The organism is Motiliproteus coralliicola (assembly GCF_003345655.1).
Classification (GTDB): Bacteria; Pseudomonadota; Gammaproteobacteria; order Pseudomonadales; family Balneatricaceae; genus Motiliproteus; species Motiliproteus coralliicola.
Window position 1 is genome coordinate 320,869 of the sequence record NZ_QQOH01000004.1, and the last position, 25,707, is coordinate 346,575.

Below are 25,707 nucleotides of genomic sequence, written 5' to 3' on the forward strand. Positions count from 1 at the left end.
TATCTATCAGCATAAAAAAACGGGCGCTAGCGCCCGTTTTTTCGAGAGGCTGAAGATCAGTCGATCACCAGCACACCGTCCATCTCAACTTCGACGCCCTTGGGCAGCTCGTTGACGCCGATGGCGGCACGGGCCGGGTAGGGCTGTTCGAAATAGCGCGACATCACGTCATTGACGGTGGCGAAGTTGGACAGGTCGGTCAGGAAGATATTCAGCTTGGCGATCTGATTCAGGTTGCCGCCAGAGGCTTCGCAGACGGCGGACAGGTTTTCAAAGACCCGGACAACCTGGGCTTCGAAACCGCCTTCGACTTTCTCCATGCTGGTGGGATCCAGCGGGATTTGGCCGGACAGGTAAACGGTGTTGCCGATTTTAACAGCTTGGGAGTAGGTGCCGATCGCCTTGGGTGCGTTGTCGGTGTGGATGATGGCGCGGTTGCTCATAGAAACCTCGAATTGTTTTTGTGGGTTATGGACGAGCCTTGGCTCTTCTACTAACGGGTTTTAGATCGGGCAATTATTTCTAATATCGTCGAAATTGCAAGCATGGCTTGCTAGGTTCTGACGATTTTGGAGACGGATTTGATGGTTCGGATCCGCTTGATGATCTGCGCCAAGTGGATCCGGTCGCGAACCTGAAGGTCCAGATGCACGGTGCTCATCTGCGCCTCTTTCTCATCGATATCGATCCGATGGATATTGGCGCCGGCCTGGGAGGCCTTGGTCGCCAGGGTCGCGATGATGCCGCGCTGGGCGGCCAGTTCGATGCGCAGGTTGACGGTGAAGTCGTCATCGATATCTGCATCCCAGTTCAGATGGATGCATTTCTTCGGGTCATCACGGAAGTCCTGCATATTGCGGCAGTCATCCCGGTGCACGACGATACCGCGGCCGATGCTGATATGGCCGAGGATATGGTCGCCCGGAATCGGGTGGCAGCAGCGGGCGTAGGACAGAACCAGCCCTTCGGAGCCACTGACCGACATCGGTGTGGCGTTGCTGTCGCTCTCTTCGCTGCTCTGCTGCAGGCGCTGAGCGACCAGATAGGCCATCCGGTTGCCCAGGCCGATCTCCATCAACAGGGCGTCCAGGTCCTTCAGCTCGGCTTCACGCAGGTATTCCTGCAGCTGAATTGGATTGATCTCATCAACCGAGCTGCCCATGCCGGCCAGGAATTGATTCAGCAGTCGGCGACCCAGGTTGAGGGATTCCTCTTCCTGTTTGTGCTTGATGTAGTGGCGGATGTTGGAGCGGGCCTTACCGGTCACCACAAAGTTGAGCCAGGCCATGTTGGGCTGAGCGCTCTTGGTGGTGATGATCTCGACGGTCTGGCCGCTCTCCAGGGCGGTGCTCAGCGGCGCCAGGCGCTTGTTGATCCGGCAGGAGACACAGCTGTTGCCGATATCGGTATGTACCGCGTAGGCGAAATCCACCGGTGTCGCCCCCTTGGGGAGCTCGAATACGTTGCCTTTGGGGGTGAACACGTAGACTTCGTCGGGGAACAGGTCGATTTTGACGCTCTCGATAAAGTCCATCGAGCTGGTCGCTTTCTTCTGCATCTCCATCAGCCCCTGGACCCACTGGCGGGCGCGGTTGTAGCTGGTTTCGATGCGCGACTGGTCTTCGCTGCTCTTGTAGTGGCTGTGGGAGGCGATCCCCTGGTTGGCGATATCGTCCATCTCCTTGGTGCGGATCTGGATCTCGATCGAGATATCGCGGGCGCCGAACAGGTCGGTATGCAGTGACTGGTAGCCGTTGGCCTTCGGGATCGCGATGTAATCCTTGAAGCGACCGGGCACCGGCTTGTAGTGGTTATGGACTGCACCGAGGATGCGGTAACAGGTATCGATCTTGTCGGTCACGATCCTGAACGCGAACACATCCATGATCTCGTTGAACGACTTCTTCTGCGCCACCATCTTGCTGTAGATGCTGTAGAGGTGTTTCTCGCGGCCACTGACTTCGCCCGGCAGCCCCTGCTCTTTCAGAATCTTGCTGATGGTGTAACCGATCCGCTCGACCACATCGAGGCGATTGCCGCGGGCCCGCTGCACCGCTTTGCCGATCAGCTTGTAGCGCATCGGGTAGTAGGCCCGGAAAGCCAGGTCTTCGAGCTCGACATGGACATCGTGCATCCCCAGGCGACTGGCGATCGGGGCATAGATATCGAGGGTCTCGCGGGCGATGCGGCGCTGCTTCTGCGGCGGCATCACGCCGAGGGTGCGCATGTTGTGCAGACGGTCGCCGAGCTTGACCAGGATGACCCGGATATCCTCGGCCATCGCCATGATCATTTTCTGGAAGTTTTCCGCCTGGGCTTCGGCCTTGGTTTCGAAGTGCAGGTGGGTCAGCTTGCTGACGCCGTCGACGATACCGGTGACCGCTTCACCGAACTGACTGTTGAGCGCATCGGCGCCGACCTGGGTGTCCTCGATGACATCGTGCAGCATCGCCGCCATCAGACTCTGGTGATCCAGGTTCATGGTCGACAGAATCTGCGCCACCGCCAGAGGGTGGGTGACGTAGGGCTCACCGCTCTTGCGGCGCTGACCGTCGTGGGCCTGCTCGGCGTAGAAATAGGCGCGCCGCACCTGATGGATCTGTTCAGGATCCAGGTAGCGGGTCAGCTCATGGGAGAGGGTTTGAATCGTCGACATATCGCAACTATAACAGCAATTGCGGCGCTTGCTCGTCGATTCGGCGCCCGATCGCGGAACGACGGGCGCGGCAGGGATTTAGCGGGTGTTGATTACTCGCTCTCAACAGCTTCGGAAGCCTCTTCGAGCAGCTCCTCAACATCGACCGGACGCTCTTCCAGAATGCTGGCGTCGACCAGACCTTCAGCGATTTCACGCAGGGCAACAACGGTGGGCTTGTCGTTTTCCCAAGCAACCTTCGGCTCCTTGCCACCGGTAGCCAGCTGGCGCGAGCGCTTAGCCGAAACCATGATCAGTTCGAAACGGTTTTCGACATTTTCCAGACAATCTTCAACGGTTACGCGAGCCATTATCAACCTCAAGCAAATTCAACTGGCTTCAAAAAAGAGCCGTGCAGTGTACAGAAAATCGCCATCGACTGGCAAGCGATCGACGGCGCTAAGCGGTGAATAAGTGTCTTATTTAAGCAACAGCTCGATCATTTCACCGTGACGAAGCTGTTGGCTGGCCAGCAACTGGCGTCGGGCCACGAAAATGGCCTGCAGCTCGGACAGCGACTGTTCGAACTGATCGTTAACCACCAGATAGTCAAATTCATCGTAGTGAGACATCTCGCTGACCGCTTCGCTCATCCGTTGGGCGATCACTTCGTCCGAGTCCTGGCCGCGGTTGTTGAGGCGGCGTTCAAGCTCCGGGCGTGACGGCGGCAGAATAAACACCGAAACCGCTTCGGGCATCAGCTCCCGGACCTGGGCGGCACCTTGCCAATCGATCTCCAGAATCACATCACGACCTTCCTCCAGGGTTTGCTCGACCCAGCGTTTGGAGGTGCCGTATTTGTTGGTGAACACCTCGGCGTACTCGAGGAAATCACCGGCGGCGATCATACGATCAAATTCGGCCAGTTCGGTGAAGTGATAATCCTTGCCATCGACCTCGCCGGGGCGCGCAGCCCGGGTGGTGTTGGAAACCGAGACGCAGATCAGAGAGTCCTGCTCGAGCAGAGCCTTTACCAGGCTGGTCTTACCGGCGCCGGAGGGCGCGGAGATGATGTAGAGGGAGCCTTTAGCCATAACAGTATCGGGATTTTGCGATGCTTTAACGGAAAAACCGCCCCAGTCGGCGGTGCGAAAGCGGCATTGTACTGTAAACGGAGTGCCCGGTGGACAAATAGTCGTGTGGTTAATGGGGCCTTGGGTTATGTTGGGCGCTTTGATCATCGGAGGGTCGACGTTGGAACTGAGTCTTGAGCTGATCCTGCTGCTGTTCGCTGCCGGTGCGTTGGCGGGCTTCGTCGACGCGATCGCCGGCGGCGGCGGGATGATCGCGCTGCCTGCGCTGCTGTTTGCCGGGCTCACGCCGGCCCAGGCGTTGGCGACCAATAAGCTGCAGGGCAGCTTCGGCACCCTGTCCGCCAGTTGGTATTTCGTCAGACGGGGGCTGGTCGATCTACGTTCTATCGCGTTTATGATCGGCTGTACCTTTGTCGGCTCGGCGCTGGGAACCCTGCTGGTTCAGCAGCTGGATCCGAGTTTTCTGACCGGTGCGATCCCGGTGTTGCTGATCCTGATTGCACTCTATTTCGGTTTTTCTCCCCGGCTGGGGGAGGAGGATGTGCAACAGCGGATCAGCGAGCGAGCGTTCGCGCTGACGATCGGTTTCGGGATCGGCTTCTACGATGGCTTCTTCGGTCCGGGGACCGGCTCGTTCTTCGCGTTGGGGTTTGTCAGTCTGCTGGGGTTCGGCCTGACCAAGGCCACCGCCCATACCAAGGTGTTGAACCTGACCAGCAATCTGGCCTCACTTCTGTTCTTTGTCGCCGGCGGGCAGGTGGCCTGGACTCTGGGGCTGGTGATGGCATTGGGGCAGTTGATCGGCGGCCGCCTGGGAGCCCATCTGGTCGTACTGAAGGGGGCCGGCTTGATTCGCCCGCTGGTGGTGCTGATCTGTATTTTGATGAGCCTGAAACTGCTGTTGGGCTGAGCAATCGAAGCCTCAATGTTGCCCGTCGAGGTAGTTGCAAACGTTTTGGCCCCGCGTGGCTAGCGAGCAATCCCTGTCTTTGTAACGACTTGGCGACGAGAAGAGGCCAGTTCGCCGTCCTACCCTGCCTTTTAGTGCAGCGATAAGCTAAAATTGCCGCCATTCCATCGCCTCCGTCTGTATGCCGGGGGCCCATTTCCAGCTTCAAACTGACAGGTTGAACACAGACCGATGGCTCAATACGTCTATACGATGAACCGGGTGGGCAAGATCGTCCCGCCCAAGCGTGAAATCCTCAAGGATATCTCCCTCTCTTTCTTCCCGGGTGCCAAGATCGGGGTTCTGGGCCTGAACGGTGCCGGTAAATCGACGCTGCTACGGATCATGGCCGGTGTCGATACCGATATCGTTGGTGAAGCGCGGCCGCAGCCGGACCTGAATATCGGCTACCTGCCGCAGGAGCCGCAGATGGACGACTCCAAGACCGTCCGTGAAGTGGTTGAGGAGGCGATGAGCGCCGCCACCGAGGCGTTGGTCAAGCTGGACGAGGTTTACGCTGCCTACGCCGAGCCGGATGCCGATTTTGACAAGCTGGCTGCCGAGCAGGCCCGTCTGGAGAACATCATCCAGTCGATGGACGCCCACAACATGGAGCGCCAGCTGGAAGTAGCGGCCGACGCGCTGCGTCTGCCAGCCTGGGATGCCAAGGTTGAGCACCTGTCCGGGGGTGAGCGTCGTCGGGTGGCGCTGTGTCGTCTGCTGCTGACCAAGCCGGATATGCTGCTGCTGGACGAACCGACCAACCACCTGGATGCCGAGTCGGTAGCCTGGTTGGAGCGCTTCCTGGTCGACTTCAACGGTACCGTGGTGGCGATCACCCACGACCGTTACTTCCTCGACAACGCCGCCGGCTGGATTCTGGAACTGGACCGTGGCCACGGGATTCCGTACGAAGGCAACTACTCCTCCTGGCTGGAACAGAAGGAGAAGCGGCTGGAGATCGAAGCCAAGCAGGAAGCGGCTCACCGTAAGTCGGTCCAGGCCGAACTGGAATGGGTTCGTCAGGGCGCCAAGGGTCGTCAGTCCAAGTCCAAGGCTCGTCTGAAGCAGTTTGAAGAGATGAGCTCGCAAGACTTCCAGAAGCGTAACGAAACCCAGGAGATCTACATTCCGCCGGGACCGCGTCTGGGCGACAAGGTGATCGAGCTGCAAAATGTCGGCAAGAAGTTCGGCGACAAGGTGCTGCTGGAAGACCTGAACTTTGTTATCCCGCAGGGCGCCATCGTCGGCGTGATCGGCGGTAACGGTGCCGGTAAATCGACCCTGTTCAAGATGATCAGCGGTCAGGAGCAGCCGGACACCGGTGAAGTGGTGATCGGCGAGACGGTCAAGCTGGCTTACGTTGATCAAATGCGTGAGCTTGATGGTTCAAAAACCGTTTTTGATGAAATCTCCGACGGTCAGGACATCATCACCGTCGGTACCTACCAGGTTCCGGCCCGTGCCTACGCCGGCCGCTTCAACTTCAAGGGTTCCGACCAGCAGAAGTTCGTTAAGGATCTGTCCGGGGGTGAGCGCAACCGTCTGCACCTGGCCAAGCTGCTGAAAGAGGGCGGCAACGTGCTGCTGCTCGACGAACCGACCAACGATCTCGACGTTGAAACCCTGCGTGCCCTGGAAGAAGCGCTGCTGGCGTTCCCGGGTTGTGCGGTGGTTATCTCGCACGACCGTTGGTTCCTGGACCGGATCGCGACCCACATCCTGGCTTACGAGGGTGACTCCAAGGCCTACTTCTTCGAGGGTAACTACTCCGAGTACGAAGAGGATTGCGAGAAGCGCGGTATCGATACCAACCCACACCGGGTTAAGTACAAGAAGATCGATGCTTAATTGATCTTGGCAGAACGAAAAAGGGCGCATTAAGCGCCCTTTTTTTTCGCCGCGTTGAGGGGTAAGCCGACTTCCACTGGTTAGAAAGCGCTTTGCCCCAAGCGAGCGAGATCATTTCAGTTCAAACCGATCAGCATCCATGACTTTGGTCCAGGCTGCCACGAAGTCGTTAACAAACTTCACGTTGGCATCATCACAGGCGTAGACCTCGGCCAGGGCACGCAATTGTGAATTGGATCCAAAAATCAGATCGACACGAGTCGCTGTCCACTTCACTTCACCGCTGCTACGATCTCGCCCTTCGAACGCTTCCGCCTTCTCTGAGGTTGGTTTCCACTCAACCTTCATATCGGTAAGGTTGAGGAAGAAATCGTTACTCAGGACTTCCGGCCGGTCGGTCAACACGCCGTGCTGGGAGTCGCCGTAGTTGGCATTCAGGACCCGCATGCCGCCAACAAGAACGGTCATTTCCGGCGCCGTCAGGGTCAGCAGTTGCGCTCTGTCCAACAGCAGCTCTTCGGCTGAGTAGCTGTAGGCCTTCTTAAGGAAGTTGCGGAAACCATCCGCGATCGGTTCCAGCACCGCAAAGGACTCGGCGTCGGTCTGCTCGTCGGTCGCATCCACCCGACCGGGGGTGAAGGGGACCGCGACAGTAATCCCGCCATCCTGGGCGGCTTTTTCGACCGCGGCGCAGCCACCAAGAACAATCAGGTCTGCCATCGACACCGCTTTGGCGGATGACTGGGCATTGAAGTCCCGTTGAATCCCCTCGTAGACGCCGAGTACTTGTTGCAGTTTTTCCGGCTGGTTTACTTCCCAACCTTTCTGCGGCGCCAGCCGGATGCGAGCACCATTTGCGCCGCCGCGATAGTCCGACCCTCGGAACGTCGAAGCGCAGGACCAGGCGGTATAGACCAGTTCGGAAATGGTCAGACCCGAGTTGAGGATGGTTTGCTTCAAGGCGGCAATATCGGCAGCGTCGATCAGCTCATAATCCCGTGCCGGCAAGGGGTCTTGCCAGATCAAGTCTTCATCCGGCACTTCAGGGCCCAGATAGCGGGATTTCGGCCCCATGTCCCGGTGTGTCAGTTTGAACCAGGCCCGTGCGAAAGCATCGGCAAACTGATCGGGATTCTGATGGAAGCGTTTGGAGATTTCACCGTAGACCGGATCCATACGCATCGACATATCCGCTGTCGTCATCATGGTCGTTACCCGCTCAGATGCATCGTGGGCTTTGGGTGCCTGATGCGCGTCGTCGGCACCAACAGGCACCCACTGCCAGGCACCGGCCGGGCTTTTGACCAGATCCCAGTCGTAGCCGAACAGCATATCGAAGTAGCCGTTATCCCATTGAGTCGGATTCGGCGTCCAGGCACCTTCGATGCCGCTGGTGGTCGTGTCATCACCGTTGCCACTGCCGAAACCGTTGTTCCAGCCAAAGCCCATCTCTTCCAACGCTGCCGCTTCCGGTTCCGGGCCGACCAGGGCGGGATCCCCGGCACCGTGGGCTTTGCCGAAGGTATGACCGCCTGCCGTCAAGGCAACGGTTTCTTCATCAATCATCCCCATCCGGGCAAAGGTTTCGCGAATATCCCGGCCCGATGCCAACACACTGGGCTCGCCATTGGGGCCTTCCGGGTTCACGTAGATCAGCCCCATCTGCACCGCGGCCAGCGGGTTCTCCAGGTCACGCTCACCGGAATAGCGCTTTTCGCCGAGCCATTCGTTTTCAGTGCCCCAGTAAACGTCTTCTTCCGGTTCCCAGATATCTTCGCGGCCGCCGCCAAACCCAAAGGTTTTTAAGCCCATCGACTCGATTGCCACATTACCGGCAAGAATAAACAGGTCCGCCCAGGACAGGCTGTTGCCATATTTTTGTTTCACTGGCCAAAGCAGACGGCGGGCTTTATCGAGGTTGCCGTTATCGGGCCAACTGTTCAGCGGTGCAAAGCGTTGATTGCCGGTGTTGGCTCCGCCACGACCATCGGCGGTGCGGTAGGTCCCCGCGGCATGCCAGGCCATCCGAATCATGAACGGGCCGTAGTGGCCATAGTCGGCCGGCCACCAGTCTTTCGAATCGGTCAGCACCGCTTCGATCGCGTGTTTGACTTCGTTCAGGTCGAGCTTCTGAAACGCTTCAGCGTAATTGAAGCCTTGGTCCAGAGGGTTTGATTTGCGGTCGTTCTGATGAAGAATTCTGAGGTTCAGTTGGTTTGGCCACCAATCCATATTCTTGGTGCCGCTGCCGGCCATACGGGTGTTACCGCCATGCATGACCGGACATTTGCCCATCCCCGCTGTTTTATTGTTTTCCATGGTGCTGCTCCCATTCTGATTTAGGGAATCTGCGAACAAGTCCTGGCAGGCCATGATGGGTACGGTTTAGGCTTGGCAGCCCTGCTGTTAAGGGCTATGGCCATCGGTCGTAGCTTGCGGATGGACTCTACTCGCAGAGCCTGGCTAGGACTTGTGCGAAGGTTCCCTAGCCTTAGAGATAAAATCTAACGTTCACGAAAAGACTACGTTTGTAACGTTAAAGCACCACGATTGATTGTGATAATTAAATGATTTGAGCGTTACTATAGTTTTTATAAATAAGTTGTTTAACTAACTGATTATAATGATCCATTTTCAGGCAGCTCCCGGCTGCCAGCCGGTTAGCCCGCATCGGGTCGAACACAAGAAGATCGACGCCTGATCGGCTCGATGATTCTCAGAAAGGGCGCTTCAGGCGCCCTTTTTTGTAAATGGCCCCTTTTTCAAATCTTAAGGGCCAACAAGTCATGTAAGGTAGCCAGCCACAATCTATGCTGCTAGATTTGCTTCGGAATCCTCGCATTTAAATCAAGGTACATGGATGTATCGCTTTATTTTTCTCCCAATTCTCGCGTTATTAGTTGCAGGTTGCTCCAACTCTTTGCCGATGCCTGAAAAGGCAACTTCGTCAGATCGTTTTGATGGTGTATGGCTGGCGGAGCGAACGCTGGTAGACAAGTATCAAAGATACGGCCGAATTAATTACACATGTACACCTGCTGAGAACCAAAAATCACTGCTTTTCATTCATCAGGGCCATGTTGGCCTCATTGGAAACCCCGAAAGCTCTGGCGTTATCGATGATTCCGGGCTGCTTTTCTTAAGAGCTACGTCAGGGGAGTTCTTGATGCACTCGGAGATGAACAAGTCTCGTGACGAGATATATCACGGGCGCTTTGAATCAACTAGAGGTGATGGGCGGCATATCGCCGCTATCTCTGGAGAATCGGGAGGCTGCAAAGGTTCTTTCAAAGCAACAAAGATCGATTTAGTTGCTCATCTCTATACCGATTCATCAATGCGTGCTCACCGCTTTACCTTGCGGGCAGATGACAAAGTCAGCGTAGCGGAGTTTTGGAGCAAACCTATCTATAAAGCCAGATCTAGCTTAATCGCTCTAATAGACGATGCCAGATCTCGAGTCTGTTCGGGGTATTGGAATAAAAGTGATGAATACGCCATGTCAGGGCGTTGGGCTCTTTACTGCGGTGATGGTGTAACACTGGATGGGAACTGGCATTTACAAGGGAGTCGATTGACTGCTGAAGGGTTTGGGGTTGATGAAAAACCGGTGATCATTAGCGGGATGATCAATAACCCTCACAGAAAAAGCTGGCCTCAGAGCGGGATCTATATCGGCAACAAGCCCAAAGAAAGTCACTCAGAGATCGTTAACTGTCGTATAGGCCGTAAAGAGTTTATGACCTCCTCGATTTCTTGTCTCCATGAGAATGGTGAAATTCTGCCTTAGCTTTCAACTTGAACAACCCGTTTTGAAGGGCTCAGGCTTTGGCAACTACCCAGCGCCGCCAAAGCCGTCCATCGATCGCGGACAGTCCCAGCGCGATCAGCGCCATGCCGGTAAAGTGGACCAGTCCCAGGGTTTCGTTGAGAAACAGCGAACCGAGCAGGATCGCCGAGACGGGGATCAACAGGGTGACCAGCAGCAGATTGGTGGCCCCGGCCGACGCCAGCAGCTTGAAGTAGATCACATAGGCGAGCGCGGTCGAGAGTACCGCCAGGGCGAGGACCGACAGCCAGGTTTCCAGGCTGGGGGCGGTCAGATTGACGGCACCTTCGGTCATCAACGTCATCGGAATCATGATCAGGGTCGAGGCGCTGACCTGACCGGCGGCGACCAGAATGGGGTTGATCGCCATCGCCTTGAAGCGGCGACCGTAGACGCCGGCAAAGGCATAGGATAGCGCGGCAGCGATGATGGCGAGCTGGGCCAGAATACTGCTGCTACCACCATCCGAAGGCACCCCGAGCATCACCACCACGCCGATAAAACCCAGTGCCACCCCGAGCAGTTTCAGCGGGGTAGCCCGCTCGTCGGGCAGTAGCAGGCCTGCAACCACCACGGTGAACAGCGGCGTAGTGGCGTTCAGGATCGAAGCCAGACCGGAGGCGATCTGGGTCTGGCCCCAGACGATCAGCGCGAACGGAATCGCATTATTCAACAGCCCCATCCCCGCGAAGGCCAGCCAGACCTTGGCGCTGGTCGGTGGTCGGAGTCCCATCGCCAGGGCAATGCCCCAGAGTGCTGCTGCCGCCAGTGCGACCCTCAGGGTGACGATGGTCAGTGGCGGTAGCTCGGTGACGGCGACGCCGACAAAAAAGAACGAACCACCCCAGAGTACCGAGAGCAGGATAAGTAGCGCCCATTCTTGCGCCCCCATGGCGGTGTTGATCGATTCGTTGGAGGCGCTGGCCATGACGATTTCCTTAGCTGCGGTTGAGGACTGTTGGAGAGAAGCTTAACCATCGGGGGCTCAGCAAAACATCCGAATCTTGCAGCGATTTTAGTCTCGAAGCTTAAGTGGGTTTGCTGGGTAGATGGACAACCTACGTGATATTTCACAGCAATAAACGGATGGCGGCGCGATCTCAACTCAGGCTTTATAGTACAACCATCCATTGATTGAAGCAGATGCCATGCTGATGCCCACAGAACAACAGATGCGAGCCGCAATCGCCGCCCGAGACGAGTCTCAGGATGGCCGGTTCTACTATGGCGTGATGACCACCGGCGTGTTCTGTCGGCCGTCGTGCCGGTCTCGAGCGGCAAAACCCGAGAACCTGTGCTTCTTCGCTACCATAGAAGCGGCGATGGTGGCCGGTTATCGGCCCTGCAAACGCTGCCAGCCCGGTGAGGACTCGCCTAGAATTACCCGGCTGGTTGAGCTTGCCCGTCATATTGAAGCCCATGCCGACGAGCGTCTGACCCTTGCCGAGCTGGCCGAATTGGCTGGACTTTCTCCCTCCCGGTTGCAGCGGATCTTCAAGCAGGCCTTTGGGGTATCGCCCAAGGCTTATCAGGATGCGGTGCGAATGCGACATTTTAAGCACTCGTTACAGCGGGGAGAGGGGGTTACCGAAGCGATCTACGGGGCCGGATTCGGTTCGATCAGTCGTGTCTATGGCGAAGCAACCCGCAACATCGGGATGACCCCCAAAGCCTATCGTGCCGGTGGGCGTGGCGAGTCGATCAGTTACGCCTGCCGCGCTTCGGCCTTGGGGCCGATGATGATGGCGGCGACGGAGAAGGGGGTTTGTTTCGTCCAGTTCGGCGAGGATGAGCCGACGCTGCTGGCACAGCTGCAAGCGGAGTTCCCCAATGCCAATTTAATCCCATCGCAGGCGCAGCACAGTCCGGATCTGGACCACTGGATGGATGCCTTGGACCAGCATATCGGTCAGGGCGCCCCCCGACCGGAGCTGCCGCTGGATATCCGCGGTACCGCGTTCCAGATGCGGGTATGGCAGTTTCTGCTCAGTATCAAAGAGGGCGATGTGCTCAGTTACGGCGAGGTGGCCAAACAGATCGATCAACCCAAAGCGGTTCGCGCGGTGGCTTCGGCCTGCGGTAAAAACCGCATCGGCGTGTTGATCCCTTGCCACCGGGTGTTGCGCGGGGATGGCAGTCTGGGGGGGTATCGCTGGGGGTTGGCGCGCAAGCGGGCGTTGTTGGATAGCGAGCGTGAGCGGAACCGGAGTTAGGGCGATAGCGTTTAACAGGGATTAGGGTCTATGCTAGCGGGATAACATGTCAGATAGAGCAGGTGAGTTATGAGAACGCTGGTCGCATTTGCTGTTTTGCTGTGTACCTTTATGGCTGGGCCCGCAACGGCTGCCTCTAAGGCAGAGATCGATGCCAAGACGAAGGCTGCCCTGACCGCCTTCTATGAACACTCCTCTGCCGGTAAAGAGCTGGTGCAGAAATCTCGAGGCATGCTGGTGTTTCCCGAGGTGATCAAGGCCGGTGTCGGTATCGGTGGGGAATATGGCGAAGGTAAGCTGATCGAAGCCGGTAAAACCACCGGCTATTACAACATCGCCGCAGCCTCGATCGGGTTTCAGTTGGGCGCCCAGATCAAGTCGCAGATCATTCTGTTTATGACCCAGGATTCGCTGAACCAGTTTAAGCGCAGTGAAGGCTGGAAGGCGGGCGTTGACGGGAGTGTCGCGCTGGTCACCTTAGGGGCCGGTGGCGAGATCGATTCCAACAATATCAAGGACCCGATCATCGGTTTTATCTTCTCCAACAAGGGGTTGATGTATAACCTGTCGCTGGAAGGCAGCAAGATTACCCGGTTAAACAAGTAACCGACGTAGCCTGCGATGGCGTTGATACAAACCGGATGATTGTGTAGCAGGAGGCTATGACGTGTCCGAAATCGATCTGGGGGCATTGCTGGCCACTGGGCTGGCCTTCTTTATTGTGGCCGTCTCTCCCGGGCCGGCAACGCTTTCCAATGCAACCATTGCGATGAGCCATGGGCGTACAGCCAGCCTGGTCTATGGAGCGGGCTTGTCATGCGGTCTGATCTTCTGGGGACTGATTGCGGCGAGTGGAATGGGAGCCATCCTGCAGAGTTCGATCTATCTGCTGTCTGCGCTTAAAGTGGTCGGCGGGCTGTACCTGTTATGGCTGGCTTATCTATCCGCTCGTTCGGCCTGGACGCAAGCTCCCGGTGGACCAGTCGTTGTCCACCAACAAAAATGGTTTATCAAAGGGTTGCTGCTCAATGTCTCCAATCCCAAGTCGGTGGTGGCTTGGATGGCAGCGCTCTCCATCGGTCTTAATCCTGATGACGGCTTTTGGGCCATCGCGGCCGCGACGACGGTCTGCATTGTCGTCGGGTTTCTGGCTAATGCGTTGTATTCGGTGCTGTTCTCCATGGAGGGGATGATGCGAGCGTATCAGTACTGCAAACGTTGGATCAGTGGTGCGGTCGCCGGGCTGTTTGCCTTCGCCGGGATGGGGCTGATTCGCTCTGCGTTGTCGCGGTGATGGAAGTCAGCTACTCAAATTCCTCCACCGCAAAATCGATCAGCGCCCGCACCTTTCTCGATAACACGCTGCCGGACAGGTAAACCGCGCAGATCGGGCGTTGCCGGGTCTGGAACTCTTCCAGCAGCGGCACCAGGCTTCCGTCGGCCAATGACTGTTGCAGTACGAAGTCTGGACAGAGGGCAACACCTATTCCATCCAGCGCCCAGTCACGGGCCACCCGGGCACTGTTGACCATCAGCTGTCGGGACGGAGCGAAGGTGAACTCAGCCCCATTCTGTTGGAACGACCAGCGTGGATCACCGCGAGTATTGGTGTCGACGATGCAACGGTGATGCTGCAGGTCTGCCGGGTTTTGTGGTGTCGGGTATCGCTGCAGGTAATCCGGCGAGGCAACCAGCAGGTTTCTAACCTGTCCCAGCTGACGATACTTTAATGACGCCGATTCCAGTTGGCCGATTCGAAAGGCCAGATCGAAGCCTTCGGTGGCCAGATCCACATGGGCATCGTTCAGGCGCAGGTCGATGATGATGTTCGGATGGCGGCTCGAGAACCGGCTCAGCAGGCGGCGGAGGTGGGTTTCGCCGTAAGTTACCGGTGCCGAAATGCGCAGCAAGCCGCTCAGTCCCTTGGCATCTTCGGCGACCGATCCCAGCATATCCTCCAGTTCATCCAACAACGCCGGGGCTCGGGCCAACAGGTCCTGACCGGCCGGAGTCAGACTGACCTGGCGGGTGGTTCGCTGCAGCAGCCGGGTGTCGATTCGGGTTTCCAGCTCGGCTACGTATTTGGAAGTCAGCCGGTTGGAGATCCCCAACCGTTCCGCGGCTCGGGTGAAAGAGCCGGTCTGAGCGGTGGCAACAAAGGCTTTCAAGCCGTCGATCAGATCCATAGTAACCGCCAATTAAGAACAAAATGGAGTAAATGATTCTATATATGGATCGTTGTGTGGAAAACCCTAGGGGCGCATAGTTTTCCTATCTCAACACAGAACCACGACGAGGTAGACCATGCACACCATCCATCCCGATCACGCGTCCTATGCGGCATTGGTACTGCGGCTGACATCCGGCGCCCTCTTTATCGCCCATGGCCTGATGAAGGTTTTCGTCTTCACCATCCCCGGTACCGTCGGTTTTTTTGAGAGTCTCGGTTTACCCGGGCTGCTGGCCTATCTGACCATTGTTGCGGAGCTGGTCGGTGGGCTGGCCCTGATCCTGGGGGTGGCGGTGCGGCCGGTTTCGCTGCTGTTGATCCCGGTGCTGCTCGGTGCAACCTGGGCGCATGCCGGTAATGGCTGGGCCTTCGGCAATCAGGGGGGCGGTTGGGAGTATCCGTTGTTCTGGGCTTTGGTCCAGCTGGCGATCGGGTTGTTGGGTCGCGGCGCTTTTGCCCTGAAACTGGGCAATAAGCTGGCGGCAAGACAGGCCCAGGCAGCCTGAGCCCTCGATAAACCGAAATTCATCGATTCATCCACGCCCCGGCCGTTTGGCCGGGCGCACGATTAGGCGACAACAATGCTTGTAAATGGTCATTGGCAAAAGCGATGGGAACCGGTTCAGCAACAGGATGCCGACGGACGCTTTATCCGTCAGAACAGTACCTTTTCCGGCCGGCTGGAGGCCGATCTGGATGCCTATGTCGGTCGGTTGACGCTCTATGTTGGATATATCTGCCCCTGGGCGACCCGAACCCTGATCGCTCGTTCGCTGCTGGGGTTGGAGTCACAGGTTCCGGTCCGGGTGGTTGATCCGGTGCTGACCGATTACGGTTGGCGTTTCGGTGATTTTCCCGGCAGTACCGATCCGCAACTTGAGGATATTCAGTACCTGCACCAGCTCTATACCCGCACCGATCCCCACTACAGCGGGCGGGCGACGATTCCGCTGTTGTGGGATCGGCAGCGACAGCGGATCATTAACAACGAGTCGGCCGATATTCTGAAGATCTTCAACGAGGACCTACGACCCTGGCATCAATCTGAGTTGGATCTGATGCCCAAGGCTCTAGAGCCGGATATCGACGCCTTCAATGCGCGGATCTATCACCGTTTCAACAACGGTGTCTATCGGGCCGGGTTCGCTTCCAGCCAGCAGGCCTACGAAGAAGCGTTTACTGAGGTGTTCGAGACCCTGAACTGGTTGGAAACGCACTTCAGCCAGCACCCCTATGCGGTTGGCGAGCAACTGACCGAAAGCGATATCCGCCTGTTTGTGACCCTGAGTCGGTTCGATGTCGCCTACCATGGGCTGTTCAAGACCAATCTTCGACGGATACAAGACTATCCGGCGCTATCGGCCTATCTTGAGCGGCTGCTGGCCATTGAGGCGTTCGCCGATAACACCCGCATCGACCATATCAAGGCCGGTTACTACTCGGTCCAAGCACTCAATCCGACCGGAATCGTACCGCTGGGGCCGCACCTGCCCTGGTTCAGTTATCTGAAGGAGGGAGTATGACCCCATTGGCACCGGTGATGTTTATCAGCCACGGCTCGCCGACGTTCGCGCTCGAGCCGGGGACCGCCGGTCGGCTGTTGCGGCAGCGATCGGGGCTGTTTGACCAGCTGGAGGCGCTGCTGGTGATCTCTCCCCACTGGATGACCCGTGGCAGTTATCTAGGCGCCGCCGAGCACCCGGAGACGATCCATGACTTTGGTGGATTTCCGTCGTCGTTGTACCAGCTGAATTATCCGGCACCCGGTGCGCCGGTGCTGGCCGCGGAGATTCAAACCCAATTGGCACAGCAGGGCGTCGAGGTTCGGCTCGACCCAAGGCGCGGGCTGGATCACGGCGTATGGGTACCGCTGATGCACCTTCGGCCCGACGCCGATCTGCCGGTACTGCCGTTGTCGCTCAACGTGGATCACAGCCCGGCGCAGCTGCTGCAGCTGGGGCAGGCGTTGGCAGCGCTGCGGCAGCAAGGGGTGGCCATTATCGCGTCGGGCGGGCTGACCCATAACCTGAGGGATATACGTTTCAACGCTGCTGTAGCCGCCGACTATGCCGAGCGCTTCCAGGGCTGGGTGGGTGAGCAGGTTCGGGAGCGGGAGCTGATCGCGTTACAGAATCCAGCCCGCCACAGCCCGGATTTCGAACGTGCCCACCCGACTCCCGAGCACTACCTGCCGTTGTTGATCGCGCTGGGGGCGACCACGCAACAGGACCATTTAGAAACGCTGGATAGCGCCATTGAGCATCGTGCGATTTCGATGACCAGCTACCTGTGGCAGCGTTCAGAGGACAATTGATCATCGATCTGCTTTAACTCAATTTGATTTGAATTCAGGTTTCTAGGAATTTTTCCTACGACTTTTACCCGATTATGCAGTTCTGGCCTATTCTCAGGTGATAGCGCCAACAAGAGCGCGTTGTAATCAGGGTGAGACCATGCAGTTACTTCGAACGCTGTCGTTGAAATCGAAGATTTTGGCGAATTCTATCCTACTGTTACTCCTTCTCTGCCTCTGTGTAGGCTATTCCCTGATAACGATGAGCAGTATCGGCAAAGAGCTTGAAGGCATTGCCGAACTGGACGTGCCGTTGACGGAGAAGCTGACCGCCGTCAGCGAGCATCAGCTGCAGCAAGCGGTCCATTTCGAACGGGTGCTGCGATACTTCGAGCAGGCACAAGCCGGTACGGGTTCCGGTGATCGGATCGACAAGGAGCTCAGCTACATCGATAAGCTGGGGGCCAAGGTAAAGCAGGAGCTGTCCGAGGCCGAACAGCTGGCAAACCTTGCGGTTCGGCAGGCCCATAGCGCCGAAGAGCTGAGCGAGTTCAAGCAGGTGCTGGCCAGTATCGGCGAGATCAGCGGCGGATACGCGCAGTTCACCAGCCAGATGCAACGGGCGATCGGGTTGTTTAAGGACAACAAGCCGGAGCAGATGCTTGCGGTGGTGGATCAGATGGTTCAGCAAGAAGAGGCGTTGGTTCATCAGCTCGAAGAGCTGGTCCACGAGATCGGCCAGTTTACCGAGCACGCGGCGCGTGAAGCCTTGGCCCATGAGCAGAGCGCGCTGACGACACTGATCAGTATCGCCGTGGGTTCGATCCTATTGGGAATCATTCTGTCGCTGGTGATCGTCAGAGATATCTGGCGCGAAATCGGGCACGAGCCGCGGGCACTGAACCAGATCGCCCAGAGCATCGCCGATGGGGATCTAACCATGGAGGCGCCGGACAAGGCCAACGCTCTGGGCGTCTACGGCGCCCTGGGTACGATGTTGATCAACCTGAAAACCCTGATCGAGGGGATTCAGGTTGGCGGCGAGCACGTGGCTTCCTCGTCGCAGGAGTTGGCCGCCGTCACCGAGCAGACCAACCAGAACCTCAGCTCTCAACATCAGAGCACCGATCAGGTTGCCACTGCGATCACCGAGATGAGCTCGGCGGTGGAAGAGGTGGCGCGTAATACCACGGATGCTGCCGATGCGGCCAACGAAGCCACCAACCAGGTATCGCAAAGCAGTGCCCTGGTGGGTCAGACGGTCGAGGGGGTGCAGAGCCTGGCGCAACAGCTGCAGGATACGATGTCGGTGATCGGTGATCTGGAGCAGGGCGCCACCGAGATCAGCAGTATTCTGGATGTGATCAAGGGGATCGCCGACCAGACCAATCTGCTGGCGCTCAATGCTGCGATCGAGGCAGCCCGTGCCGGTGAGCAGGGCCGGGGCTTTGCCGTGGTTGCCGACGAAGTCCGTTCGTTGGCTAAGAGCACCCAGGAGTCGGCTGCCGAGATCGAAAATATGATTGTCCGGGTCCAGGCCAGTGCCAATCAGTCGGTGGGCGCCATGCGCCAGGGCACCGAGCAGGCCGAGCAGGTGTTGGTCCAATCCGAGCAAGTCACCGCAGCGCTGGATCAGGTCCAAAGCGCCGTCGGTGCGATTTCGGATATGAACACCCAGATCGCTTCCGCCGCCGAAGAGCAGAAAGCGGTGGCCGAGGATGTCAGCCGTAATATCAACGAGATCGCCACCATGGCGATGGAAAACGGCGAGGGCAGCAAGCAACTGACGGCCACCAGCGAGGAGCTGTCGCAGCTGGCGCAGCAGTTGCAATCGCAGATTCGACAGTTCCGGCTACAGGCGAGCTGAGCCCCGGTATTGGCTATGGGATCTGTTTCAACCAGATGGACCAGCAGGAGGCGGCCGAGATTGCCGTTCACGACGGTCAGTGCGGCTTGATGTTCGATGGCATCCCAGGTCTCGCACCTTCCTGACACGACCGCACCGGTTCCTGTGCTGGAACAGGAGCTGGAGCGGCGCTCGCTCAATGGGGTCTATGTCTACCTAGTCGCCTGGGCCATTATCGGCTGGGCGGGTCATCTGTTGCATGAGGAGCCGGGCCTGTTCTGGGGGGTGTTGCTGGTGCTGACCGGACTGGGTTGCGTCCGCCTGCTCAGTTATCACTACTCCAACCGGTTGCTGGCCTATCGGCCCCGCGTTTGGCATTGGATATTCGGATTCAATGCCCTGGCTCCGGCTGCGATTTACGGCGGGCTGATGGCGCTGGAGATGCTCCATAGCGATCATGATGAACACGAGCATGCGTTTACCTATCTGCTGATGGTGGTTTTTGCGTTGATCAGCGGCGGCATCGTGACCTTCTCGCCCAAACGGGCACTGGCCAATGCCTATCTGCTGGTGATCACGGTGCCGGCGATCCTGACCGCTATCTTGACCGACGCGGAACACCTGCATGAGGGGTTGTTGATCTTCCTCTACGGCGCTTTCACCTACATGCATATCAAACTGCTCAACGGCGAGTATCAGGAGCGGTGTGAGCAGCGGGGGATGCTGGAAAAGCTGACCCAGATGGATACCCTCACCGACATCTACAACCGCCGTTACTTCGATGATGCGCTGAACCTGTATTGGAAATCGCACCTGCGCAACGGCAAATCCCTGGCGCTGCTACTGATCGATATTGACCATTTCAAGCAGATCAATGACCGCTATGGCCATCCGACCGGGGATAAGGTCATTCAGCAGGTGGCCAACACCCTCAAGAACAGCTTTCGGCGGGATACCGATATCGTGGCGCGCATCGGCGGTGAGGAGTTCGCCGTGTTGATGTCCGAACCCTCCCTGGCAGTGGTTGAACAGTTGGCCGATGGCGTCAATCTGCAGATATCCCGGCAGTCGATCGACAGCGCCGGGGAGAGGATTCAGGTGACCGTCAGTATCGGTGTGGCTCTGCTGACCCCGGAACTCAACTGTCGTTCCCGGGAGTTGTACAAGGTCGCCGACCGTTGTCTGTATCAAGCCAAGGAGCAGGGCCGCAACCGGGTGGTGGTCGTTGCACCTCTGGCTGCGGAGGCTGATTCGGCTTGAGGCCGATGGCCGTTGGTTAGACGCTGAACGCGCGCATCCAGTGGGTCAGGTGCTGCAGCAACTGCTTCGGGCCTTCGGGTAGCTGACGGCCGAGCCGGGTAATCATATGGGCTTCGCCGGATGCCAGGATCGGATGGTCGATCGGCACCGCGCAGAGCTGGCCGTCGGCGATCTCTCGGGCTACCACAAAGGCGGGCAGGAAGGTCACGCCCATCTCGGAGCGGACAAAGTTCTTCATCACCGCGATCGAGTTGGTGGTGACGCTAGGATTGAGTCGGATTCGCTCCTTAAACTCGACGATCGACAACAGCTGACGGATACCGAAATTACCTTCCTGCAATGCCAGCGGATACGCCAGCGTCTCCTCCAGGCTGACCGGGCGTTGCAGCGCCTGCAACGGGTGCTGCGGCGGCACGATCACGCACAACGGCTGGCAGCTCTTGGCTTGGGTTCGAATCGCCGGATGGCTGGGAGGGTGAAACAGCAGTCCGATATGGGCCTGATCCTCTTCAACCCGGCGGATCACGTCATTGGTACCGCCCATGGTGACCGATACCGACAGCTCGGGGTAACGGCGGTTGAACTCGGGTAGCGGTTCGGACATCAGGTCGCCGACAAAGCCTTCGCCGACCGCCAGATCGATATGACCGCTCTTGAGGCCACGAAGGGCGTTGAGCTGCGACAGGCAGCCCTCCTGATGAGACAGCGATTCGCGGTAGTAACGCAGCACGATCTCACCTGCCGGGGTCACCTTGACCCCCTTGCGATGGCGCTCGATCAGGGTGGCGGCCAGCTCCTCCTCCAGCAGTGAGATCTGGCGGCTGACCGCCGACGGGGCCACATTGAGCTTATCGGCGGCGGCCCGCACGGTACCCATCTGAACCGCTTCAAACAGGTACTTGATCCGCTTCTCGTTGATTCCCGCGATCAGGTCTTTGTGGGTCATCGCCGTAAACCAGGACTCAGTCGCTGCTGTCCGGAGTCAGGCAGGCTTGGGCCAGATTGACCCAGTAGCTGGCCCCCAGCGGCAGGATCTCATCGTTAAAGTCGTAGTGGGGGTTGTGCAGTCCCCGACCGCCTTCGCTGCTGCCGTTGCCGATCCAGATATAGGCGCCGGGGCGCTGTTCGAGCATGAAGGAGAAGTCCTCGGCCCCCATGCTGGGTGGTTCGCACCGTTTGACCTTGGCTTCACCCACCAGCGCGCCGGTGACCTCGGCGCAGCGCTGGGCATGCTCCGGATCGTTGATCGTGGCCGGGTAACCGCGGCGGTAGTCCAGGGTACCGTTGGCGCCGTGGGCGGCGCAGATATGTTCCACCCGACGCTGCATCTCGGCTTCCAGGTGATCCTGCATCTCGGCGGAGAACGCCCGGCAGGTGCCCGACAGTCGGATCGACTCGGGGATCACGTTGTAGGCATCGCCACCATGCATCCGGGTGACGCTGACCACGCCGCTGTCGAGCGGGTTCAGACCACGGGCGACGATGCTTTGCAGCGCGCTGATCAGCTGGGCCGCGACCGGTACCGGATCGACCCCCAGATGCGGCATACCACCGTGGGCACCCTGGCCGACGATATCGATGTCGAACACCGCCATCGACGCCATCACCGGACCGTTGTGGACCGCAAAGTAACCGGCGTCGAGGCCGGGCCAGTTGTGCATGCCGTAGACCGCATCGACCGGGAATTTGTCAAACAGACCCTCTTCGCACATCTTCTTGGCGCCGGCTCGACCCTCTTCGGCCGGCTGGAAGATAAACACCAGGGTACCGGCAAAGTCCGGATTTTCGGCCAGGTGCTTGGCGGCGCCGAGCAGCATGGTGGTGTGGCCGTCATGGCCGCAACCGTGCATCTTGCCCGGGTGGGTGGAGCAGTGATCGAAGGTATTCAGCTCCTGCAGATTGAGTGCGTCCATATCGGCTCGCAGGGCAACCGACTTCTGCCCCGGCTGCCGTCCTCGCAGCACACCGACCACGCCGGTAACCGCCAGACCGGTGTGGACCTCCAGCCCGAATTCACGCAGCAGTTCGGCCACTTTGGCGGCGGTTCGGTGCTCTTCATAAGCGGTTTCCGGGTGGGCGTGCAGGTCGCGACGCCATTGCTGCATCTGCTGATGAAGTTCGCTGTTGGGTTGGATCGGTAACACGTTGATCTCCTTTGAGCCCGCGTTGGCACAAAAATCAGGGTAAAGGGTTCGGCTCTTCGTTATCGGGGTAGATCTCAATAATGGTGTTGCCGGCGTAGTGAGCCGGAATTCGTAAGCCGCCATCGTGGGTAGCCACGAACTCTACCCCATTTTGCCGTAGAAGAGCTTCTGCTTTTTCCGGGGTCGCGGTACTGACCCGGATCGCCACTCCGGTGGGCAGCTCGGTATCGTCGAGGTCCAGATCGACACCGTCAAAGCGCTGTTTGGCCTGCTCCAGGCTGAGTACTTCGAACAGCCCCCGGTCGGTCTGCACCTGCAGTCCCTGCTCGGTGGTGCTGACCGCCGCGTCGCCGTAGATGCCGATAAAACGGGGCCGAAGCTGCTCGGGGTCGGCGGCGACATAGCTGACCCGGGTGATGCCGTTGGCGCCGTTGGGGTGGTCCATCCACTCTTTGACCCAGACCAGATGGGGCTTGTGCTGGTGGCAGAAGAAGTGGGAGATGGCCGGGAACTGCGGGTTGATCAGCATTACCAGCGACACCACCGCCTCCTCTTCGCTACCGTCGGGGCGATGGGCTACCCGGCGAAAATCGACGATGCCGTGGTTATCGACGCCGCGTTGCTCCATCAGTTGATGGTCGGCGCGGGCATCTTCGCTATGCAGCGCCACCAGGGAAATCCCCTCTCGGCGCTCGATCGAGTCGCTGATAAAGCGTCCGAAGGCAAAACCTCGGTCATTCTTCAGATCCAGTTTGTCGGCATCGTAAATGCTGATCAGCTCGATAAAGTTATCCGGAAACATCAGCAGGTGGTTGTCGGTGCCCCAGGGGTGGTGGTGGCGGGGATTGATAAAGAACCCGAGCCGTTCGAAATTGCGGCTGGTCTGGTCCATATCGCGCACGGCGACCAGCGGATGATCGATACCCAGATGATTTTTCATACTCTGTTGCCTTTGTTTTCTGCGCTGCTTGCGTCCAATTTGGCCGCGCCGATCAATCGCGCGGCGCTGCCGACCACGGTCTGATTAGCTGCCACCGGTTTGACCACCACCGCACCGGCGGCAACCTTGGCCTCGGCGCCGATCTCGATATTGCCCAGTACCAGTGCGCCGGAACCGATAAAGGCGCCGCGACGTATTTTCGGATGCCGATCGCCTTGCCCCTTGCCGGTACCGCCCAGGGTCACGCTCTGGAAGATGGTGACCTCATCTTCGATCACGGCGGTTTCACCGATCACGATCCCGACCGCATGATCGATAAAGATGCCGGCGCCGATTCGGGCGGCGGGATGAATATCGACGCCGTAGAGCGACACCACCCGTCCCTGAATATAGTTGGCCAGCGGCTGATCACCGCGCTGCCAGCAGGCGTGGGCCAGTCGGTGGGCCTGCAGTGCCTGATAGCCGCCGAAGTGGAGCAGCGGGGTGTAGTGATCCTTGATCGAAGCATTGCTCTGCAACTGGCAGCACAGGTCTTTCAACGCCGCCGCTTCGATCGTCGGGTCCGAATCCATCAACTGGCTGAACTGTGCATGCCAGGCGTCGATCCGGAAGGGATCGTCACTTAGCTTGGTGGCCAGAATATACGCCAGCGAGGCGCCGAAATTATCGTGCTGCAGCAGTTGTTGCTGGTAGAAGTCGGCCAGCAGCGGAAACTGTTGCGCGTCTCGCCGGGCTTCTTCATGAATGGTGCTCCAGAGTCGACCCAGGTCGATCTCACGCCGATAGTCATCCATCGAACAGGTCTCCTAAAAAGCCCGGCCCGAAGGCCGGGAAAGAGCCGTTTGTAAAAACGGATAGGGCTGTCATCTTGTGCTTGCGGATTATTCGATCGAGTAGCCGAACTGCACTGCGGCTTGCCGGGCCGTTTCGACCCAGACGCTCTTGGTACGGGTGTACTCCAGCAAACCTTCATAACCGCTGGAGCGTCCATAGCCGCTCTCGCCAAAGCCGCCGAACGGCGACATCACATTGATCGCCTTGTAGCTGTTGACCCAGAAGGTGCCGGCGTTGACCTGCGCCGCCAGTCGGTGGGCGCGACCCACATCGGTGGTCCAGACCGCACCGCCGAGTCCAAAGCGACTGTCGTTGGCGATCGCCACCGCCTGATCCTCGTCGTCGAACGGGATCACCGATAGCACCGGTCCGAAGATCTCCTCCTGGGCGACCCGCATCTGGTTATCGACACCCGCCAGTACGGTGGGCTGATAGAAATAGCCCTGCTCGCCCTGACCTACCTCGGCCCGCTGACCGCCAGCGGCGACCTGGGCGCCTTCGGCGATGCCATCGGTGACCAGGTTGCGGACATGATCGAACTGTTTGGCGTTGTTGATCGGCCCAATCATGGTCTGCTCCATCCAGGGCAAGCCGACCGGCAACTTGGCGCACGCCCCGGCGACCCGCTCGACCACCTGGTCGTAACAGCTGCGCTGCACCAACAGTCTTGAGCCGGATACGCAGCTCTGACCGGCGGCGGCGAACACCGCGGCCTGAGCTCCGACCACGGCGCGGTCGAGATCGGCATCGTCAAACACGATATTGGCCGACTTGCCGCCCAGCTCCAGCACGCAGGGGATGACGCGCTGGGCGGCGGCAGCCGCGATCCGGCCACCGGTCTGTGGCGAACCGACGAACACCACCTTGGCGGTGGCTGGATTGGCAATCGCCGCGGCACCGGTGGTGTGTCCCAGGCCATTGATCACATTGACCAACCCCTTGGGGACACCGGCTTGCTCGATCAGTTTGACCAGCACCGTGGTGCTCAGCGGGGTCAGCTCCGAGGGCTTGAGCAGCACGCCGTTCCCGGCACAGATGGCCGGTGCGATCTGCCAGCCGCCGGTGAAGACCGGCGCATTCCAGGGGGTGATCTGGGTGACCACACCGTAGGGTTCGTGGCGGGTGTAGTTCATGTGGCTAGTGGGGACCGGTATCACCTGACCGGTCAGCTTGTCGCACCAGCCGGCGTAGTACTCGAACATCTCAGCGACCTTGGCCACTTCGACCCGGCAATCACGGATCGGCTTGCCGGCAGAGACGGACTCGAGGCGGGCCAGTGGTTCGGCAGCCTGGCTCACCTGATGGCTGCATTGCCACAGGACTCGGGCCCGGGCGCTGGCACTCATCGCCCACCACTTGGCTTGTGCCAGCTTGGCGGCATCGGCGGCCATCGCGACGCGGGCTTCGCCGGCATCGCGGTAGCTCATAAAGGCCTGGCCGGTGGCCGGGTTGATCAACTCGATCGTCTCGCCTTCACCGGCGACCAGTTCGCCGTTGATCCAGCTGCCGAATTCGGTGTCGCAGCCGAGCAGTTCATTGAGTAGTCCGGCGACCTGCTGCTCGCCGTTATGGGTCACGGTAAAAGTCAT

Annotated in this window: 22 protein-coding genes and 1 pseudogene; 11 read left to right on the plus strand and 12 right to left on the minus strand. The window is 58.7% G+C overall.

Annotated elements, in window-relative coordinates; translation table 11 throughout:
- Positions 1 to 56: 56 nt before the first annotated feature.
- The 4 genes from DV711_RS15455 to gmk form a co-directional block, all read right to left on the minus strand.
- Positions 57 to 443: a RidA family protein gene (locus DV711_RS15455; protein WP_114696620.1), complete on the minus strand. Its 387-nt coding sequence runs from the start codon at positions 441 to 443 to the stop codon at positions 57 to 59.
- Positions 444 to 553: 110 nt separating this feature from the next.
- Positions 554 to 2,656, minus strand: coding sequence for a RelA/SpoT family protein (locus DV711_RS15460; protein WP_114696621.1), 2,103 nt, complete (start codon positions 2,654 to 2,656; stop codon positions 554 to 556).
- Between the two features lie 92 nt (positions 2,657 to 2,748).
- The gene (gene rpoZ, locus DV711_RS15465; protein WP_114696622.1) at positions 2,749 to 3,006 is read right to left on the minus strand and encodes a DNA-directed RNA polymerase subunit omega; all 258 of its coding nucleotides are present in this window, start codon (positions 3,004 to 3,006) and stop codon (positions 2,749 to 2,751) included.
- Positions 3,007 to 3,114: 108 nt separating this feature from the next.
- On the minus strand, positions 3,115 to 3,729 hold the full coding sequence (gene gmk / locus DV711_RS15470; RefSeq protein ID WP_114696623.1) for a guanylate kinase: 615 nt from the start codon (positions 3,727 to 3,729) through the stop codon (positions 3,115 to 3,117).
- Between the two features lie 160 nt (positions 3,730 to 3,889).
- On the opposite strand from gmk, the gene DV711_RS15475 reads away from it, so the two are divergent.
- Together DV711_RS15475 and ettA are read left to right on the plus strand one after the other, a co-directional pair.
- Positions 3,890 to 4,639 (plus strand): TSUP family transporter, encoded by a 750-nt coding sequence (locus tag DV711_RS15475; protein ID WP_114696797.1) that lies wholly within the window; start codon positions 3,890 to 3,892, stop codon positions 4,637 to 4,639.
- Positions 4,640 to 4,870: 231 nt separating this feature from the next.
- Positions 4,871 to 6,529, plus strand: a complete 1,659-nt coding sequence (ettA, locus tag DV711_RS15480) for an energy-dependent translational throttle protein EttA (RefSeq protein WP_114696624.1) — start codon at positions 4,871 to 4,873, stop codon at positions 6,527 to 6,529.
- A gap of 111 nt (positions 6,530 to 6,640) precedes the next feature.
- Here ettA and katG read toward each other — a convergent pair whose 3' ends face one another.
- Entirely contained in the window at positions 6,641 to 8,848 is a 2,208-nt protein-coding gene (katG, locus tag DV711_RS15485) for a catalase/peroxidase HPI (protein ID WP_114696625.1), read from the minus strand.
- 541 nt (positions 8,849 to 9,389) lie between these two features.
- Here katG and DV711_RS15490 point away from each other — a divergent pair.
- Entirely contained in the window at positions 9,390 to 10,319 is a 930-nt protein-coding gene (locus tag DV711_RS15490) for a hypothetical protein (protein WP_114696626.1), read from the plus strand.
- Between the two features lie 31 nt (positions 10,320 to 10,350).
- On the opposite strand, the gene DV711_RS15495 is transcribed toward DV711_RS15490, so the two are convergent.
- Positions 10,351 to 11,286 carry a DMT family transporter gene (locus DV711_RS15495; protein ID WP_207802654.1) on the minus strand — a complete coding sequence of 312 codons (936 nt, stop codon included), beginning with the start codon at positions 11,284 to 11,286 and terminating at the stop codon, positions 10,351 to 10,353.
- A gap of 220 nt (positions 11,287 to 11,506) precedes the next feature.
- On the opposite strand from DV711_RS15495, the gene ada reads away from it, so the two are divergent.
- The 3 genes from ada to DV711_RS15510 all read left to right on the plus strand — a co-directional run bounded on the left by ada (position 11,507) and on the right by DV711_RS15510 (position 13,865).
- Positions 11,507 to 12,571 (plus strand): bifunctional DNA-binding transcriptional regulator/O6-methylguanine-DNA methyltransferase Ada, encoded by a 1,065-nt coding sequence (ada, locus tag DV711_RS15500; protein ID WP_114696627.1) that lies wholly within the window; start codon positions 11,507 to 11,509, stop codon positions 12,569 to 12,571.
- A gap of 69 nt (positions 12,572 to 12,640) precedes the next feature.
- Complete coding sequence (locus DV711_RS15505; protein WP_114696628.1) at positions 12,641 to 13,177, plus strand: BPSL1445 family SYLF domain-containing lipoprotein; 537 nt, start codon at positions 12,641 to 12,643, stop codon at positions 13,175 to 13,177.
- A gap of 61 nt (positions 13,178 to 13,238) precedes the next feature.
- On the plus strand, positions 13,239 to 13,865 hold the full coding sequence (locus tag DV711_RS15510) for a LysE family translocator (protein WP_243633843.1): 627 nt from the start codon (positions 13,239 to 13,241) through the stop codon (positions 13,863 to 13,865).
- A 10-nt stretch (positions 13,866 to 13,875) separates the two neighbouring features.
- Here the strand turns inward: DV711_RS15510 and DV711_RS15515 are convergent, their stop codons facing one another.
- Entirely contained in the window at positions 13,876 to 14,757 is an 882-nt protein-coding gene (locus DV711_RS15515; RefSeq protein ID WP_114696629.1) for a LysR family transcriptional regulator, read from the minus strand.
- 118 nt (positions 14,758 to 14,875) lie between these two features.
- On the opposite strand from DV711_RS15515, the gene DV711_RS15520 reads away from it, so the two are divergent.
- The 5 genes and pseudogenes from DV711_RS15520 (at position 14,876) to DV711_RS15540 (ending at position 20,200) form a co-directional block, all read left to right on the plus strand.
- The gene (locus DV711_RS15520) at positions 14,876 to 15,307 is read left to right on the plus strand and encodes a DoxX family protein (protein ID WP_114696630.1); all 432 of its coding nucleotides are present in this window, start codon (positions 14,876 to 14,878) and stop codon (positions 15,305 to 15,307) included.
- A gap of 75 nt (positions 15,308 to 15,382) precedes the next feature.
- Positions 15,383 to 16,324: a glutathione S-transferase family protein gene (locus tag DV711_RS15525; protein ID WP_114696631.1), complete on the plus strand. Its 942-nt coding sequence runs from the start codon at positions 15,383 to 15,385 to the stop codon at positions 16,322 to 16,324.
- On the plus strand, positions 16,321 to 17,115 hold the full coding sequence (locus DV711_RS15530) for a dioxygenase family protein (RefSeq protein ID WP_114696632.1): 795 nt from the start codon (positions 16,321 to 16,323) through the stop codon (positions 17,113 to 17,115). Before DV711_RS15525 ends, DV711_RS15530 begins: the two co-directional genes overlap by 4 nt.
- Before the next feature lie 1,240 nt (positions 17,116 to 18,355).
- Positions 18,356 to 18,961, plus strand: a pseudogene (locus tag DV711_RS19825) (methyl-accepting chemotaxis protein); the annotation flags it as partial.
- A gap of 96 nt (positions 18,962 to 19,057) precedes the next feature.
- Positions 19,058 to 20,200, plus strand: coding sequence for a GGDEF domain-containing protein (locus DV711_RS15540; protein ID WP_114696634.1), 1,143 nt, complete (start codon positions 19,058 to 19,060; stop codon positions 20,198 to 20,200).
- A gap of 16 nt (positions 20,201 to 20,216) precedes the next feature.
- On the opposite strand, the gene DV711_RS15545 is transcribed toward DV711_RS15540, so the two are convergent.
- The 5 genes from DV711_RS15545 to DV711_RS15565 all read right to left on the minus strand — a co-directional run bounded on the left by DV711_RS15545 (position 20,217) and on the right by DV711_RS15565 (position 25,707).
- Positions 20,217 to 21,146: a LysR family transcriptional regulator gene (locus DV711_RS15545; RefSeq protein WP_243633844.1), complete on the minus strand. Its 930-nt coding sequence runs from the start codon at positions 21,144 to 21,146 to the stop codon at positions 20,217 to 20,219.
- Between the two features lie 16 nt (positions 21,147 to 21,162).
- On the minus strand, positions 21,163 to 22,344 hold the full coding sequence (locus DV711_RS15550; protein WP_341537598.1) for a M20 aminoacylase family protein: 1,182 nt from the start codon (positions 22,342 to 22,344) through the stop codon (positions 21,163 to 21,165).
- Between the two features lie 34 nt (positions 22,345 to 22,378).
- Positions 22,379 to 23,284, minus strand: a complete 906-nt coding sequence (locus DV711_RS15555) for a VOC family protein (RefSeq protein ID WP_114696635.1) — start codon at positions 23,282 to 23,284, stop codon at positions 22,379 to 22,381.
- Positions 23,281 to 24,078 (minus strand): serine O-acetyltransferase EpsC, encoded by a 798-nt coding sequence (epsC, locus tag DV711_RS15560; RefSeq protein ID WP_114696636.1) that lies wholly within the window; start codon positions 24,076 to 24,078, stop codon positions 23,281 to 23,283. Before epsC ends, DV711_RS15555 begins: the two co-directional genes overlap by 4 nt.
- Before the next feature lie 87 nt (positions 24,079 to 24,165).
- The gene (locus DV711_RS15565; RefSeq protein WP_114696637.1) at positions 24,166 to 25,707 is read right to left on the minus strand and encodes an aldehyde dehydrogenase family protein; all 1,542 of its coding nucleotides are present in this window, start codon (positions 25,705 to 25,707) and stop codon (positions 24,166 to 24,168) included.